The 15,840-nt window shown below is 41.5% G+C and carries 16 protein-coding genes; 4 read left to right on the top strand and 12 right to left on the bottom strand.

Going from position 1 to position 15,840, the window contains the following annotated elements:
• Positions 1-360: 360 nt before the first annotated feature.
• The 8 genes from A4H00_RS07865 to ligA form a co-directional block, all read right to left on the bottom strand.
• Complete coding sequence (locus A4H00_RS07865) at positions 361-1,236, bottom strand: F0F1 ATP synthase subunit gamma (RefSeq protein WP_067089061.1); 876 nt, start codon at positions 1,234-1,236, stop codon at positions 361-363.
• 12 nt (positions 1,237-1,248) lie between these two features.
• Entirely contained in the window at positions 1,249-2,754 is a 1,506-nt protein-coding gene (gene atpA / locus A4H00_RS07860) for a F0F1 ATP synthase subunit alpha (RefSeq protein ID WP_067089057.1), read from the bottom strand.
• Between the two features lie 21 nt (positions 2,755-2,775).
• Complete coding sequence (locus tag A4H00_RS07855; protein ID WP_067089053.1) at positions 2,776-3,309, bottom strand: F0F1 ATP synthase subunit delta; 534 nt, start codon at positions 3,307-3,309, stop codon at positions 2,776-2,778.
• Positions 3,309-3,812 carry a F0F1 ATP synthase subunit B gene (gene atpF / locus A4H00_RS07850; protein WP_067089050.1) on the bottom strand — a complete coding sequence of 168 codons (504 nt, stop codon included), beginning with the start codon at positions 3,810-3,812 and terminating at the stop codon, positions 3,309-3,311. The genes A4H00_RS07855 and atpF overlap by 1 nt, the downstream gene beginning before the upstream one ends.
• A gap of 18 nt (positions 3,813-3,830) precedes the next feature.
• Complete coding sequence (atpB, locus tag A4H00_RS07845) at positions 3,831-4,547, bottom strand: F0F1 ATP synthase subunit A (protein ID WP_067089046.1); 717 nt, start codon at positions 4,545-4,547, stop codon at positions 3,831-3,833.
• Positions 4,548-4,583: 36 nt separating this feature from the next.
• Positions 4,584-4,787, bottom strand: coding sequence for a F0F1 ATP synthase subunit C (locus tag A4H00_RS07840; RefSeq protein WP_067089042.1), 204 nt, complete (start codon positions 4,785-4,787; stop codon positions 4,584-4,586).
• Between the two features lie 139 nt (positions 4,788-4,926).
• Positions 4,927-5,958, bottom strand: a complete 1,032-nt coding sequence (locus A4H00_RS07835; RefSeq protein ID WP_067089038.1) for a diacylglycerol kinase family lipid kinase — start codon at positions 5,956-5,958, stop codon at positions 4,927-4,929.
• A gap of 8 nt (positions 5,959-5,966) precedes the next feature.
• Positions 5,967-7,925, bottom strand: coding sequence for an NAD-dependent DNA ligase LigA (gene ligA / locus A4H00_RS07830; RefSeq protein ID WP_067089036.1), 1,959 nt, complete (start codon positions 7,923-7,925; stop codon positions 5,967-5,969).
• 146 nt (positions 7,926-8,071) lie between these two features.
• Between ligA and A4H00_RS12025 the strand changes: the two genes are divergently transcribed.
• The 4 genes from A4H00_RS12025 to zwf all read left to right on the top strand — a co-directional run bounded on the left by A4H00_RS12025 (position 8,072) and on the right by zwf (position 11,611).
• On the top strand, positions 8,072-8,212 hold the full coding sequence (locus tag A4H00_RS12025; protein WP_167541358.1) for an SPJ_0845 family protein: 141 nt from the start codon (positions 8,072-8,074) through the stop codon (positions 8,210-8,212).
• 9 nt (positions 8,213-8,221) lie between these two features.
• Complete coding sequence (locus A4H00_RS07825; RefSeq protein ID WP_067089032.1) at positions 8,222-9,124, top strand: permease; 903 nt, start codon at positions 8,222-8,224, stop codon at positions 9,122-9,124.
• Between the two features lies 1 nt (position 9,125).
• Entirely contained in the window at positions 9,126-9,941 is an 816-nt protein-coding gene (locus A4H00_RS07820) for a TIGR03943 family putative permease subunit (RefSeq protein WP_067089029.1), read from the top strand.
• A gap of 185 nt (positions 9,942-10,126) precedes the next feature.
• Complete coding sequence (zwf, locus tag A4H00_RS07815) at positions 10,127-11,611, top strand: glucose-6-phosphate dehydrogenase (RefSeq protein WP_067089025.1); 1,485 nt, start codon at positions 10,127-10,129, stop codon at positions 11,609-11,611.
• 452 nt (positions 11,612-12,063) lie between these two features.
• Here the strand turns inward: zwf and ftsY are convergent, their stop codons facing one another.
• From ftsY to A4H00_RS07795, 4 genes are all read right to left on the bottom strand, one after another.
• Entirely contained in the window at positions 12,064-13,395 is a 1,332-nt protein-coding gene (gene ftsY, locus A4H00_RS07810; protein WP_067089022.1) for a signal recognition particle-docking protein FtsY, read from the bottom strand.
• Complete coding sequence (locus tag A4H00_RS07805) at positions 13,382-14,209, bottom strand: Cof-type HAD-IIB family hydrolase (RefSeq protein ID WP_067089017.1); 828 nt, start codon at positions 14,207-14,209, stop codon at positions 13,382-13,384. The genes ftsY and A4H00_RS07805 overlap by 14 nt, the downstream gene beginning before the upstream one ends.
• On the bottom strand, positions 14,199-15,005 hold the full coding sequence (locus tag A4H00_RS07800; protein ID WP_067089013.1) for a Cof-type HAD-IIB family hydrolase: 807 nt from the start codon (positions 15,003-15,005) through the stop codon (positions 14,199-14,201). The genes A4H00_RS07805 and A4H00_RS07800 overlap by 11 nt, the downstream gene beginning before the upstream one ends.
• 200 nt (positions 15,006-15,205) lie before the next feature.
• Positions 15,206-15,685, bottom strand: coding sequence for a hypothetical protein (locus A4H00_RS07795; RefSeq protein WP_237334194.1), 480 nt, complete (start codon positions 15,683-15,685; stop codon positions 15,206-15,208).
• Positions 15,686-15,840 lie beyond the last annotated feature (155 nt).

The following is a 15,840-nucleotide window of genomic DNA, read 5'->3' as shown; positions in this document are numbered from 1 at the left end:
AGAAAACTCTAGGAAGATTTATCTTTTTCACACAGTGCTTAGCTCGAATTCAATTCAACAAGATATGAGAGCGTTTAAAGCACACAGCGAAAATAGGAAATCTGACGAAGAGTTAGAAAACTCTAGGAAGATTTATCTTTTTCACACAGTGCTTAGCTCGAATTCAATTCAACAAGATATGAGAGCGTTTAAAGCACACAGCGAAAATAGGAAATCTGACGAAGAGTTAGAAAACTCTAGGAAGATTTATCTTTTTCACACAGTGCTTAGCTCGAATTCAATTCAACAAGATATGAGAGCGTTTAATCCTTTATTCTACTCTTTGAGAAAGCTGAAAAATACTAACTGCTCTCGAATCATCTAGTCAAGAGCGCTTGCTCCTGCTACGATTTCTGTAATTTCCTGTGTAATTGCTGCCTGACGCGCCCGATTGTAACGAATGGTCAATTCATCAATCACACTCTTAGCATTATCTGTTGCTGTCTGCATAGCTACCATACCTGCAGCATTCTCAGCCGTTTTAGCGTCTAAAATCGCACCATATATCGTTGATTCTGCATATTGTGTCAAGAGTTGTCCCAAAAGCGCATCCCTACTTGGTTCCAGTTCAAAGGTAGCCGTATAGCCGTCTGCTTCATTGTGGTCTAAATCTTCGACTGGTAACATCTGTTGCACGCGCACTTGACGACTCAAACTATTTATATGGTGGTTGTAGCAGACATACAATTCATCAAAAATCTCGTTTTTATACATCTCAACAGATTTTGAAATGATTTTCTGAACATCATCAAAACTTGGATTGTCCGCTAAGCCACGCAATTCGAAGATTGGTTGAATGCCTCTTGCTCGAAAGAAATCCGCTCCCATACCACCGATGGCAATGATTTCATACTCATCCTTGCTAGTATGGTCCTGTTCAATCATTTCCATAACAGCCTTGAGAATCATCGCATTGTAGCTCCCTTTCAAACCACTATCAGAGGTAATTACAATATAGCCTGATTTTTGGATTGGCCGACGAATCAACATAGGGTTGGTCGAACCTTCCATCAATTCACCACGGAGCAAGTCTGTCGTAATTTTCCGAACCTTGCTAGCATAAATCTGAAAGGACTTTGCCAATTGCTCTGATTTAGCTAGCTTGGCAGCCGATACCATCTGCATTGCACCTGTGATTTGACTGGTTTTCTTTGTAGAGGCAATTTTTGTTTTTATTTCATTGAGAGAACCTGCCATAACACTTCTCCTTTACTGAAAGACAGACTGGTCTTTAAATTCCTGAATAGCAGCATTTAATACATCTGTATCTGGCAAATCTTTTGTAACCCGAATGGTATCCAAAAGACCGTCATGGTGCAAGTCAAAGTAGGCATAGAGTTCTTCTTCGAAAGCCAAAATATCATCGATCGGTACTGAGTCTAAGAAGCCATTTGTCAAGGCATAAAGAATAAGAACTTGTTTCTCAACTGGTAATGGTTTATGAAGTGGTTGCTTCAGCACTTCCACTGTTCGACGTCCACGATTTAATTTCGCTTGGGTCGCAGCATCCAAATCTGAACCAAATTGAGTAAAGGCTTCTAATTCACGGTAAGAAGCAAGGTCAATCCGAAGTGTACCTGCTACTTTTTTCATCGCCTTAATTTGGGCAGAACCACCAACACGGGATACCGATGAACCCGCATCAATCGCAGGACGAATTCCTGAATTGAACAAATCATCTTTCAAGAAAATTTGGCCGTCCGTGATTGAAATAACGTTGGTTGCGATATAGGCTGAGATATCTCCCGCCTGCGTTTCAATAAATGGTAAGGCAGTAATCGATCCACCGCCTAGTTCATCTGACACCTTAGCAGAGCGCTCTAACAAGCGACTGTGTAGATAAAAGACATCCCCTGGATAGGCTTCCCGACCTGGTGGACGGCGAAGAAGTAGGGATAATTCACGGTAGGCAACCGCTTGTTTTGATAAATCATCGTAAACAACCAAGACATGTTTGCCTTCATACATGAATTCTTCTGCCATTGCAACGCCAGCATACGGCGCCAAGAAAAGCAATGGAGACGGTTGAGAAGCTGAAGCCGTTACCACAATCGTGTAATCAAGCGCTCCATATTGACGAAGTGTTTCAACCTGAGTACGGACTGTCGATTCTTTTTGCCCAATTGCCACATAGATACAAATCATATCTTGATCTTTTTGATTCAAAATTGCATCAATGGCAATCGAGGTTTTCCCTGTTTGTCGGTCTCCGATAATCAACTCACGCTGACCACGACCAATTGGCACGAGGGCATCAATTGCCTTTAAGCCTGTTTGAAGGGGCTGGTTAACGGATTTCCGCTGCATCACACCTGGTGCTGGATACTCAATCGGTCTTGTCTTAGTAGTCCGAATTTCACCGAGTCCATCAACAGGCTGTCCAAGTGGATTCACCACACGTCCAATCAAGGCTTGACCAACTGGTACTTCCATGATTTTTCCAGTACGGCGAACAACCGAACCTTCCCGAATATCGGTGAAAGGTCCCAAGATGATAATCCCTACATCGACCGTTTCCAGATTTTGAGCCATTCCGATTGTACCATTTTCAAAAATCAGAAGCTCTCCACTCATGGCATTATCCAATCCGTGAGCACGGGCAATCCCGTCACCAATATAAGTTACAACTCCCGTCTCTGTATAGTCAAAATCGGGCTGAAACCCTTCAATTTGTTGTTTTAGTAAAGCGCTAATTTCTTGTGCATTAATCACCAAAAGAACACCACTTTCTATTTTCTAAAGTCTATTTCGAATTTCTTTCAATTGCGTCCGCACACTGGCATCGATAACCTTGTGGTTGACTGTTACGATAAAGCCACCCAAAACTTCTCTGTCAATTTCTTCTATAATATGACGAACTTTCAACGAAAAACGATTTTCTACCAGATGACGCACCTTTTCTTTTTGTTCCTCTGTCAATGGATAGACAGATACAATATGGGCATCAAACTCTTGCTTGCTCTTGCTGATCAACCGCAGGGCTGCTTCTAGCGTTTCAACGAGCAAATCAGCATGACCGTCACGCGCTACAGCTTCAATCATGTCATTGACTTCTCGGTAGGTTGATTGGCGAATCGCATGAACAAATTCAGCCTTTTCAGCATGAGAAACCGTTGCAGATAAGAGAATTCGATTTAATTTACTATCTTGAATAACCGTGAGAATAGCCGAGATTTGGTCATAAATCGTCCAGACATCCTCGCGATCATATACCTTATCAACGAATGATTGAGCATATTTTTGCACCAAGGCAGTTTCTCTAGCATTCATTATTCTTCTCCTAGCCTATCAATATAGCGACTAATCAATTCGCTATGCGCTTGCTGATCCAAATCCTCTAAGATAATTTTGCTCGCCAAATCAACTGCCAAATCGGCAACTTGAATGTGCAATTTCTCCTGAGCTTCTCGCTTCTCAGCTTCAATTTCCAAATCGGCTTTCTTTTTCAAGGCTTCGATCTCCACTTCAGCTTGTTCCAAAATGCGTTTTTTCTCTAGCTTTGCACGGTCAACAGCATCTTGAACAATCTTTTGTCCTTCTACACGGCCTTGTGCCAACTCCTGTTCTCGTTGTTGAACAAGATCTGAGGCTTCTGCTAATTTTTCTTCTGCTGCATCAATATCTCCTGAAATTTTCGCAGCACGTTCTTCAAAAATACCTGTAATTTTATCCCATGCGAAGAGGCGAATTGCCACAATCAATACGGCAAAAGAAGCCGTAACCAGAATAAAATTACCAAGCATGGTACTATTTATACTTAGTCCTGTAATCATGAATACCTACATCCTTTCCTATTCACCTTCACCTTGAATTTTCTTATTTAAATACATCGAAACCAGCATCACAAACACATAGGCTTGTAAGCAGGAAATAAAGACCGAAAAACCAGTCCAGATGACATTCAATAGGAAGGCAATGGGATAAGCAAACGCACTTTTTTGTGACATCTGTACCAATAGGGTTACCAAAATTTCACCGGCAAAGATATTTCCGTACAAACGAAGTGCAAGAGAAGCTACGTTCGTCACTTCTTCCAAAATATTCATCGGAGCCATTGCCCAAGGGGTTACAAAAGCTTTTAAATAATTTTTAAACCCTTGGCGACGAATCCCTTCTACGTGACAGAAAACAACTGCCATAATGGCCAAACCAAAGTCATAAGCCATATTAGAGGTTGGAGAAGTCCAGAAATTCACACCCTCTGATGATTCTAATTTTGTCATCAGTCCTAAATTATTTGCTAGCAAGAGAAATAGAAAGAGTGTAAAGAAGTAAAGAGCATATCTCTTTGACTCGATATCACCCAAATTTCCTTTTGTAAAATTGATTGTCAACTCATAGACGTATTCCAATACATTTTGCTTGCCCTTTGGCTTCAACGTCATGCTGCGACTGGCCCAAAATACAAGTAAAAATATAATGGTAATCGTAACCATTGTAACAATGACCATGGTTACATCAAAGGTTACAGGACCTAGAGTAATTGTTGGAGCTGCAGTTCCTTCCACGATTACTCCCCCTTTCTAATGATTCTGAGGTATTCCTTATCCACGCAAGAACAATGTCATCGCAAGGGTTACGAAGAAAGTACCCTCAATGAAGGCTACGCCCATGAATACTCCTGTCATTAGTTTGCTTTGTAATTCAGGTTGACGTGCTGTTGAACTAAGATAGCTTGCAACCAGTAATCCCTCACCAACACTAACACCTAAACAGGCAACACCTAAAGCTAATGCAGATACATCCATTTTTAATTCTCCTTTTAAATTTTTATACCATGATAGGATACTCCTAAAAAATGCTTTTGTCAAGAAAAGACAGTATTTGAAAGCGTTTTCTATTGTTCGCTTGTAAAAAAAGAAAAGACAATTTATCTTTTCTTCCTATTTATATGCTTTCATCTAATTGATCTGTTTCCGCAATAAAGCGTTTGGTCATATCTTCTCGATTTAGTTCATCTGTATCAAGGGTAATAGCCTCATCTGCCACCTTGTCTGTATCAGCGAAAAATTCAATATGATTTGCCAGATTAATCAGCTCAACTGGAGCATCCCCTCCATATTCACCATCGAGATTTAACATCATGCGATTGTCGCTATCCAAGGATTCAATCGTTAGCTGACGGGTCTTGATGTATTCAATCTTATCGCTGTCAACATGCTTTCCTCCGTCAATAACGAGACGAATCAAGTGCAGAATCTCAAAGAGATTGCCTGTCTTTACCATAATCAAGGTAAACATACCATCATCCAACTTAGCATCCGGCACAATCTGCTCAAAACCGCCAATCGAATTGGTTAAGGCGACAAAAATCATAGAGATTTTTCCTTCAAAAACGCCTTCGTCATAGGCTACACGAACAGGAGTAAACTGAACTTGTGGGAGTAATTCTGCTCCCTTTACCACATAGGCGAGGTAACCAAAAATTGTCTTGAGTTGGCTCGGAACGCTATAGGTTAATTCTGTCAAGGTCCCTGCAGCGGCAATATTGATAAAATAATTGTCTCCAGACTGTTGATTTTTCGCAAGACCAATGTCCATTAAAATCGTCTGTTGCTTCCCAATAACCTTTGCTGCCTCAACTGGATTTCCCCTAGGAATTTTTAGGGCCCTTGCGTAATCATTGGTTGTGCCAGTTGGAATAATGGCCATCTGCGGACGTTTGGGGAGAAAGGCAAGCCCATTCACCACTTCGTTAATCGTTCCATCTCCGCCAGCAGCAATCACCAAGTCAAAACCTGCTTCAGCTGCTCTGGTCGCTTCATTTTTCGCTGAATCTTGTTCAGGACTTGTTTGAAAAGCAGAGGTTTCATAGCCAAAACCTTCTAAAATGTGCAGTACTTCTGCTACATTTTTCTTCATAATTTCCTGACCGGAAACAGGATTATAAATCAATCGCGCTCGTTTTCTTTGTTCCATATATGCACCTATAGACTTTCTAACCAGGCCTCGTCTTTTACCTCAATGCCCAATTCTTGTGCCTTTGTTAATTTACTGCCTGCATCACTACCTGCTACTACAAGATCTGTTTTTTTCGAGACAGATCCTGTAACAGTCGCTCCCAAACTCTCCAGTTTAGCCTTGGCCTCGCTCCGCTTGAGGCGCTCTAATTTTCCAGTCAAGACAATGGTCATACCAGATAAGAGAGCATCTGTTGCAAGACTGTGACCAAGGTAGGTAAGATTGACTCCTAGCAGTTCCAATTCTGCTACTAAGACCTTAGCCCCTTCGCTTGCAAAATAACTCGTTACAGACTGGGCAATAACAGCTCCTATTCCTTCAAGTGTTGCAATCTCCTCCAAATCAGCTTTGGCAAGATTGGGAATCGAGGTAAAGGTTTCTAATAAGATCTTACTAGCCTTGCTGCCGACATGACGAATGCCTAAGCCAAACAAAAGTCGCTCTGCCGAATGGGTCTTTGAAGCCTGAATCGCTTGATGCAGTTTTGTGGCCGACTTCTCTTTAAAGCCTTCTAAGGTCAATAAATCCTCAACAGATAGGCGGTAAATATCTGCCACATCATGGACTAGATTGGCAGAAAAGAGTTTTTCTACAATCGAACTGCCAAGCCCTGCAATATTCATGGCATCACGACTGGCAAAATGCTCTAATTTACTTTTTAACTGGGCAGGACAAAGTGGATTGATGCAACGGAGAGCAACCTCGTCCTCATAGTGCCTCAACTCACCCTGGCAACTCGGACAGTCTCTTGGAATGATCAGGGGTTCTTGCTGATCTCGCTTTGCTTCCACAACCGATAAAACCGCTGGAATAATATCCCCCGCTTTATAGACAATGACCGTATCATGCAGGCGAATATCTTTTTCAGCAATGTAATCCACATTGTGCAAGGTCGCACGACTCACAGTAGTCCCTGCCAATTGAACAGGTGTCAAATTAGCCGTCGGGGTTACAACGCCCGTCCGACCGACTGTCCAGTCCACCGATAGAATCTCTGCTTCTTTTTCTTCAGCAGGAAATTTATAGGCAATTGCCCAGCGCGGTGCCTTAATCGTAAAGCCTAATTCATCTTGAATAGTCAGATTATTGACCTTAATCACAACACCGTCAATGTCATAGGGCAAGGTCTCTCTCCGACTAGCCAAGTCTTGGATAAAGTCCCAGACATCTTGAATCGTCTCTGCCAAATGGTAATCCTGATTGGTTACAAAACCTAGCTTGGTCAATTTATCAAGAACATGGGACTGACTATCTGCTTCTGTCGGACTGGCTTCTTGGTATAAAAAGGTCGCAAGACCACGTTTAGCTACGATTCTGGTATCCAATTGGCGCAAGGTCCCTGCTGCTGCATTTCGTGGATTGGCAAATTCTACTTCTCCAGCTTCTTGACGAATCTGATTGATGCGATCAAACGAAGCCTTGGGCATATAGCATTCGCCACGGACAGTTATATCAAGGTCTTCTGGTAATGTTAGGGGAATATCCTGTACTCGTTTGAGATTTTCTGTGATATTTTCACCGATATTGCCATCTCCACGAGTAGCTCCTACAACCAACTGACCAGCCTCATAGGTCAGCGAAATCGATAAGCCATCAATTTTTAATTCACAAATATAGGTTGCATTTGGAAATTCCTTACGAATACGGCGGTCAAAGGTTTCCAATTCTTCAAAGGAAAAGGCGTCTTGTAAGCTGTACAAAGGGTATTCGTGCTGGTATTTGCTAAAACCGTCTAAGAGTTTCCCACCCACACGATGACTAGGACTGTTTGGCAAGACCAGATCAGGATGTGCTTCCTCTAGCTCCACCAATTCGCGATAGAGCTGATCATATTCAGCATCTGAGACAACTGGACGGTCTAATCGGTAGTAAGCATCTGCATATTGATTCAGCTGATTTACTAAGTCATTCATTCTATCTTTCATACTGTTATTATACCATGATTTGAGCCAGAACCCGAAACGAAACACCTGCTTTTCAACTTTTAAAAATGGCTAAATTCTGCATTTTTCCAGAAGAAAGAGTATAATAGACTTATCATTATCAAACAAGCATTATTTGGAGGTATTTCATGGCTGTTACATACAAGCGACAAGATGATTTAGAAAAAATGTTAGAAGAATTTGCTTCTTTTGACGCACTCGAAAAAGTGGAATTTCCAGACCCCAAACCCCCAAAAGAAACAAAAGACCAGAAATCTGCAGAAAAGTAGGTTCGCCTGATGTTGGGATTACAAAACTTACCAGCTTCTGTCTTACAAGCAGGAGCGATTTTTCTTTCTATTGTCATCGAGGCTCTGCCTTTTGTTCTCATTGGTTCCTTGATTTCAGGTTTTATCGAGGTCTATGTAACACCAGACCGTGTTCATCAGGCCTTACCTCAAAATCGTTTTTTGAGAATTTTATTCGGAACCTTTATCGGCTTTATTTTTCCTTCTTGTGAATGTGGCATTGTCCCCATTGTCAATCGATTACTGGAAAAAAAAGTTCCTACTTATACAGCTATTCCCTTTTTGGCAACAGCGCCCGTTATCAACCCCATTGTCTTATTTGCCACTTTTACTGCCTTTGGAAATTCGATCAAATTTGCCCTCTATCGTGCCCTTGGTTCCATCCTTGTAGCACTGGTTTTGGGGCTATTTCTCGGTTTTATACGGACAGATTCGATTGTAAAAGAGACTGCGATACCCCTGCATGAACATCACTTTTCCCATCTAACAGGTTGGAAAAAAGTTGGTCAAGCCTTGGTACAGAGTATTGATGAATTTTTCGATACCGGTCGCTATCTGATTTTTGGTTGCCTATTCGCCAGTCTTGTGCAAGTTTACATTCCAACCAGTATCTTGACCAAAATCGGCCACAATCCAATAACGGCTATTCTCTTGATGATGTTGCTTGCCTTTTTACTATCGCTCTGCTCAGAAGCCGATGCCTTTATCGGTTCTTCATTGCTTGCGACCTTTGGTTTTGCTCCTGTCATGGCCTTTCTCGTTATCGGCCCCATGATTGACATTAAAAATCTCATCATGATGAAGCATTCCTTTAAGACATCCTTTATTCTGCAATTTATCAGCATTATCTCGGTTGTTATCGTCTTGTATTGTCTTGTGCTAGGAGGTATTTAGTATGGTTCGTTTCTTAATTCTAGCGGGTTATTTTGAAATGACTCTCTATCTCTACATTTCTGGAAAATTGGATCAGTATATCAATCTCCACTATTCTTATTTGGCCTATCTCTCCATGGTATTAACCTTTGTCCTAGCCCTTGTCCAGCTCTATATTTGGATGAAGCAAATGGAAACGCATAGCCATCTTTCTACAAAAATCGCTAAGTTAACCAGTATCGGCCTGCTGCTGATTCCACTTCTTGTTGCTTGGGGCTTTCCAACAGTTCACTTAGATTCGACAACAGTAGCTGCTAAGGGCTACCATTTTCCTCTCGCAGCAGGAAATAATGCTGCCATACAAGAACAAGAAGGAACAACTGTTCAATACTTGAAGCCCGATACCTCTGCTTATTTCACCAAGTCCAGTTACCAAGCTGAAATGCGTAAGGTGGCTGAGCGGTATCTGAGTCAAGAAACCATTCGTGTAACCAGCGAAAATTACATGGAAGTCATGGAAGCTATCTATGATTATCCGAATGAATTTGTTGGCAAAACAATTGAAATGGTAGGCTTTGTCTACAATGACCCTGATAATGCCAACCAACAATTTCTCTTCCGATTTGGGATTATCCATTGTATTGCTGACTCCGGTGTCTACGGGCTCCTGTCAACTGGCCAAGACACCCAATTTCAAGACAATACCTGGGTTGCAGCTAAGGGAATCATTCAACTTTCCTATCATAGTTCCCTTCAGCAAGCTCTTCCAACGCTTGAACTAACAGAATGTGTCAAGATTAAGCAACCGAAAAATCCTTATGTTTACCGTATCTTTTAGCAGAAAAAATCTCTCTAAAATAGCCATTTCTAATGAGCTTTCATAATAAAAACGATGAAAAGTGGGAAATACAAGTCCGGGCTCAAGCTCGGCTTTTTTCTCTTTGATTTTTAACGAGTATTAGGTGAATTTTCAGACAATTTATGATATACTAATTAATAAATTCTACAGATTGGAACTTACTTATGTCATCACACGTATTATTTACTATTTTTGGAGCGAGTGGAGATCTTGCCAAACGCAAACTCTATCCCTCACTGTTTCGATTATATAAGGCTGGACATATTGGGCAACATTTTGCGGTCATTGGTACAGCACGCCGTCCTTGGACCAAGGACTATTTTGAACAAATTGTCATTGAATCGCTCGGAGATTTACCAGACAATACGCGTCAGGCACATGAATTCGCCAGTCATTTCTACTACCAGAGCCACGATGTCAATGATACTGAACACTACATCGCCCTGAAACAATTACAGGAAGAATTGGGCGCAAAATACCAAACTGAGCATAACAAAGTCTTCTTCCTCTCTATGGCCCCTGAATTTTTCGGAACTATTGCCAAACATTTGAAATCCGAACAAATTGTTGACGGAAAAGGCTTTGAGCGCTTAATCATTGAAAAACCATTCGGGACAAGCCTAGAGACGGCAGAAAAACTCAATCAGGAATTGGCAGAAACCTTTGAAGAAGAACAAATCTACCGCATTGACCACTACCTTGGCAAGGAAATGGTCCAAAATATCTTTGCTGTTCGCTTTGCTAATATCATTTTTGAACACATTTGGAATCGCAATTATATCGAATCCGTACAAATCAACTTCGCAGAATCGATTGGTGTTGAGGACCGTGGAGGGTATTATGACCATTCAGGCGCCTTGAAAGACATGATTCAAAACCATGCTCTGCAAGTTCTATCACTACTTGCTATGGATAAGCCCGCTAGCTTTCAGGAAGCCGATGTACGAGCAGAGAAAATCAAGGTTTTCCAATATCTGAAACAACAGACAGATGAGGAAATTAAACGCAATTTCATCAGGGGGCAATACACGGCTGGGCATATTGACGGCAAAGACTATATAAGCTATTTAGAAGAGCCAAATATCGCAGCAAATTCTCAGACAGAAACCTTTGCAAGTGGTGTTTTCTTTGTCGATACAGATACATTTCGAGATGTGCCATTCTTCTTCCGTACAGGCAAACGCTTGACCGAAAAAGGGACACGGATTACCATTGTCTTCAAACAGGCACATGATATTTTTGGACAGCAAGCAGAAAAAAATATCTTAACCATTTACATTCAGCCAACGGAAGGTTTCTCACTATCTATCAATGGAAAAGAAGTCGGATCTCACTTTGCCCTTACACCTGCAAAATTAGACTTCCGCCACAATGCAACAGCTCTTGGCAATTCACCAGAAGCCTACGAAAAGCTCTTCTTTGATGTCTTACATGGTGATTCCACCAACTTCAGTCATTGGGAAGAGGTCAAGGCCAGCTGGCAATTTATCGATCAGGTCATCCGAATCTGGCAAGACAACCAAGTCCCTCTCCACTACTATCCAGCAGGAAGCATGGGACCACAAGCCGCATTTGATTTATTAGAAAGCTACGGTAGCAAATGGGTCTGGACGCCAGATGTCTGGTATCGTGAACGCGGATTGCTGTAAGATGACATACAAAAATTCCAATCACCCGATTGGAATTTTTTCTTATATAGTGGATTGAGAAAGGAATAGGATAAGGAGCTGCAGATGGAACTGGCGTTCATCAAAGCGACTTAATACTCGTCAAAAATCAAAGTCTGACATCGTTAACTCACCTTGCTTCAACAAGTGGACTGTTGAAGGTTGGAAATAAGGATTATGTAATAAGCCTCAGCTAGCATTAGTACGATGGTTCAGTGGAGACGAGCTGTGCTCGTTCTATTTCCAGCCTTCCACAATTCTCAATTGCAAGGGGCGAGCTGTGCTCGTTTTATTTCCAGCCTTCCACAATTCTCAATTGCAAGGGGCGAGCTGTGCTCGTTTTATTTCCAGCCTTCCACAATTCTCAATTGTGGAAGCTAGTCAGATTTTGATTTTTATAGAGTATAACGATGTCCTAACCTTTAGTCAATTCACTATACTAAACCTTCTAACAGACCTCTCATGAAAGATTCAGAATGAAATTCACCGATATCATCAATCTTTTCACCAAATCCAATCAGTTTGACTGGAATATCTAGTTCTTGACGAATAGCTAGTACGACACCACCACGCGCAGTACCATCCAATTTCGTCAAAACAAGGCCAGTTAAGGGAGTAATTTTTGAAAACTCCTTAGCCTGAACCAGAGCATTTTGACCAGTAGAGGCATCCAGAGCCAATAAGGTTTCATGAGGAGCATCTGGTAGACTACGCTTGATAATGCGACCAATTTTTTCTAACTCAGCCATGAGATTTTCCTTGTTTTGCAGGCGACCAGCTGTGTCAATCATGAGAATATCCACCTGCTCTGTCATGGCCTTTTCCATACCGTCAAAAACCACACTAGCTGGATCTGATTTCTCTGGTCCTGTCACAACAGGCACATCTACACGGCGACCCCACTCAACCAATTGCGCTACTGCACCAGCACGGAAAGTATCTGCTGCAACCAACATGACCTTCTTGCCAGCCTGCTTGTAGCGATACGCCAATTTCCCGATAGAGGTTGTTTTTCCAACCCCATTAACACCGACAAAGAGCATGACTGTCAGACCATCTTGAAAGGCAATTTGCTCGCTAAACTGACCATCTTTTTCGTAAATATCAACCAATTTTTCGATAATCAACCGGCGCAAGGCTTCGGGCCTTTTGGCATTTTCCAAGCGAGCTTCGTAGCGTAGCTCTTCTGTTAAGTTAGAAGCAACCTGTACACCGACATCACTTGTAATGAGCAATTCCTCTAATTCCTCAAAGAATTCCTCATCTACTGAACGGAAGTTCGCAAAGAATTGATTGAGCTTAGCTCCAAAGCCTGTCCGAGTTTTCTTGAGAGTCCGTTGGTATTTTTCCTCTTCACTCTCAGGCGCTAATCCTTCTTCTACTGCTGGCTCATTTTTCGTTTGAACAGCAGGATTCACTCCTTGTTCTTGTGCTTCCCGAATCCGAAGAGCAGCCGCTTCCTTGGCGGCGTAATATTCTGCCATAAAGTCCAGTGTACGCTGCTTTTGCGCATCTAGAGGTTCATCAGCAGGTTCCGAATGAATGGCTTCAACGGAAACCTCTTCTTCCGGCATTTCCTTAGGCAATTCCTCGGCAGTCTCAGCCGGCTCCTCAATTCCCTCAGCCACTGCATGGGGCTGCTCTATATCATCTAGCGCCTCTGCTCTATCACCACGATCTGCTGTCTCCTCTTGTATCTGGTTTTCTTCTGACAGAGCGAGTTCTTCTTTTTCCTTGTGACCAAACAAGCGTTCAAATAGTCCCATCTTCTTCCTCACTTACTACATATTGTTCAATTGCCCAAGCAATGCCGTCTTCATCATTAGTAACTGGTAACACCACCTTAGCAACTTCTTTTAGTTTTGAGCTGGCGTTTGCCATTGCAACACCGAGTCCAGCCCATTCGACCATACTGAGATCATTTTCTTCATCACCACAGGCCATTACTTCTGATCGATCAATTCCTAAATGTTCAATCAACTTGGCAAGACCGTTTGCCTTGTGAACTCCCTTTGGACTCCATTCCAAGAGAATATTCCGTGACTTAAAAATTTCAAAGCGTTCATACAAAAATGCTGGTAATTTCGCAATCTGTTGGTCTAAAAATACTGCATCAACTGCTGTTACGGCTTTATTATACGTTACGTCTTCAGGAAGAGTGGCATCTGTCGTTGGAATAATCTGTAAAAGTGGATTGCAAGTCGAATAGAGTGAGGCACGCGCCGCATCTAAGGAATAGACATCTCCACCGTGAATCGCATCAAGTGGCAATTCAAGCTGGTTGGTCACCTCACGAATCACACGCACATCTTCAACAGAAAATCCTGTCTCTTCTAAAATACGACCTGTATTTTCTTGAACCAACCCACCATTAAACGTAATTGAATACTGTCCTTCTCCAAGCAAATCCAATTCTGCCAGAAATTGTTCAATCGCTTTTAAGGGCCGCCCGGTTGTCAAAACCACATAAACACCCTTTTCTCTAGCTACTTGCAAGGCTTTTTTGTTCTTATCTGAAATCCGCTTATCAGACGTCAACAAGGTTCCGTCCAAATCTAAGGCAATCAATTTAATACTCATTTAACATCTCCTCTATATACGTCAAGACCGCTTCATCATTGCAATGGCCAATGACCCTATCCGCTATCTTTTTTACTTCTGGCCTCGCATTACTAGTTGCAAGGGCTATCCCTGCAAATTCAAGCATTTCCAAATCATTTTGATTGTCCCCAAAGGCTACCACATCAGCCGCTTCTAGACCACAATACTCACATAATTTGGACATTCCAACCGCCTTATGACTATCTGATAGAATAATATCAACTGAATTAAAACCAGTCGTAACAGCTGTTACGCCATCAAACTCTTGATTCAGCCATTCTTGTGCCACTTCTACTTCCTCACTTGGAAAAGTGACTACAATCTTGACAATATCTTCTGTCACTTCCGAAAAATCCGACACGAGACTCGTCTTCACATAAAAGGGGGAAATCCTCTCTATGAACTCTCTATCTCCACTCTTTAAGAGATAGGCTTTATTTTTCCCTGATAGGACGACACAACTTTTTTGACCGTATGGACTGGCTGATAATCGACGGACAATCTCCATATACACTGTCGGTTCAATGGGTTGATCTTCAAAAATTATGTCTCCTTTGTAGGATACGATTGAGCCATTTTCCGCAATAAATGCCATTTCATCTTCAAAGCCTTGGAAAACAGCTTGCAAACTCAACAAGGAACGCCCGCTTGCTGCTGCAAAAAGATAGCCTTTTTGATGGAATTGATCCAATATCTTACGAAAACGATCTCGATTGAACTGATGATCCTCACGAAGAAATGTTCCATCCATATCCGTTGCTATCAACTTAATCATACAATTTAACCTTTATCCTTGTAGGGGTGTGCAAAAAATCCCCGAATTTCTTCTCCCATTATATCACATATCGATAAAAAAGGCGTGCCTTTTCTGACACGTCCTTTATGAATGAGTAGTAAACAACTATTGATGATGTTTTATAAATCCAACTGCTCATCCCCTATTCATATCAACACTAGCCTTTTTCGATACGTTATCTAGATAATGTGAACGCAAACAACATTAAAAAGAGAAATCCAAGCTGGTCCTAATTCATCATGAAAGTTACGTAGAGTGCTAAATCGATATGGGCTCAAAGTTCTAAAGGTGACAGTACCTCCATTTTCAATTTTTGAGCAAATCTTAATATACTTGTTTATGTAGTTCTTAACTCGTGAAAAGATACGATTTGAATTTTTCAAGTAAAAAGATTTCTCATTGGGATTTTTAAAGTGATATATCCTTGAGTTGTCAATATATTTTTCATCAATAATAGTCAACTTACTAAAGTCTAAGGCCTTTAAGCACATTTTCCCATCGTGACGTCTATAGGTTTTGTAAGGGAATAAATGGCTTGAGTTCCTAAGATTCTCAGAAATACCAGATCGAAGCAGAATTGCAATCAGCTGATTATTGATATCAAGAACCATAACACCATGTCCACGCGCATGATTTTCTTGAAACTCATCTAATATCATACGAAAAAAGGGCCTTTCTTTTTAGAGTCGCGACCCTTACGACTACATCAACTTTAGAGTATTTTCTTTTTAGAGTCGGTACTACTCTCCGACTACTTCTAATTAAATTATACCCAAAATGCTACTGGTATCAAGTAAAAACCACGCCAAACGCA

It is taken from the genome of Streptococcus marmotae (assembly GCF_001623565.1).
Classification (GTDB): Bacteria; Bacillota; Bacilli; order Lactobacillales; family Streptococcaceae; genus Streptococcus; species Streptococcus marmotae.
This window is presented reverse-complemented; position numbering and strand designations above follow the sequence as displayed.

What these genes read in the sequence shown, in the direction of transcription:
- A4H00_RS07865 (WP_067089061.1), bottom strand. Translation starts at nt 1,236, where the DNA reads ATGGCAGGTTCTCTCAATGAAATAAAAACAAAAATTGCCTCTACAAAG.
- A4H00_RS07855 (WP_067089053.1), bottom strand. Translation starts at nt 3,309, where the DNA reads ATGAATGCTAGAGAAACTGCCTTGGTGCAAAAATATGCTCAATCATTC.
- atpF (WP_067089050.1), bottom strand. Translation starts at nt 3,812, where the DNA reads ATGATTACAGGACTAAGTATAAATAGTACCATGCTTGGTAATTTTATT.
- A4H00_RS07840 (WP_067089042.1), bottom strand. Translation starts at nt 4,787, where the DNA reads ATGGATGTATCTGCATTAGCTTTAGGTGTTGCCTGTTTAGGTGTTAGT.
- A4H00_RS07835 (WP_067089038.1), bottom strand. Translation starts at nt 5,958, where the DNA reads ATGGAACAAAGAAAACGAGCGCGATTGATTTATAATCCTGTTTCCGGT.
- ligA (WP_067089036.1), bottom strand. Translation starts at nt 7,925, where the DNA reads ATGAAAGATAGAATGAATGACTTAGTAAATCAGCTGAATCAATATGCA.
- A4H00_RS12025 (WP_167541358.1), top strand. Translation starts at nt 8,072, where the DNA reads ATGGCTGTTACATACAAGCGACAAGATGATTTAGAAAAAATGTTAGAA.
- A4H00_RS07825 (WP_067089032.1), top strand. Translation starts at nt 8,222, where the DNA reads ATGTTGGGATTACAAAACTTACCAGCTTCTGTCTTACAAGCAGGAGCG.
- A4H00_RS07820 (WP_067089029.1), top strand. Translation starts at nt 9,126, where the DNA reads ATGGTTCGTTTCTTAATTCTAGCGGGTTATTTTGAAATGACTCTCTAT.
- zwf (WP_067089025.1), top strand. Translation starts at nt 10,127, where the DNA reads ATGTCATCACACGTATTATTTACTATTTTTGGAGCGAGTGGAGATCTT.
- ftsY (WP_067089022.1), bottom strand. Translation starts at nt 13,395, where the DNA reads ATGGGACTATTTGAACGCTTGTTTGGTCACAAGGAAAAAGAAGAACTC.
- A4H00_RS07805 (WP_067089017.1), bottom strand. Translation starts at nt 14,209, where the DNA reads ATGAGTATTAAATTGATTGCCTTAGATTTGGACGGAACCTTGTTGACG.
- A4H00_RS07800 (WP_067089013.1), bottom strand. Translation starts at nt 15,005, where the DNA reads ATGATTAAGTTGATAGCAACGGATATGGATGGAACATTTCTTCGTGAG.
- A4H00_RS07795 (WP_237334194.1), bottom strand. Translation starts at nt 15,685, where the DNA reads ATGATATTAGATGAGTTTCAAGAAAATCATGCGCGTGGACATGGTGTT.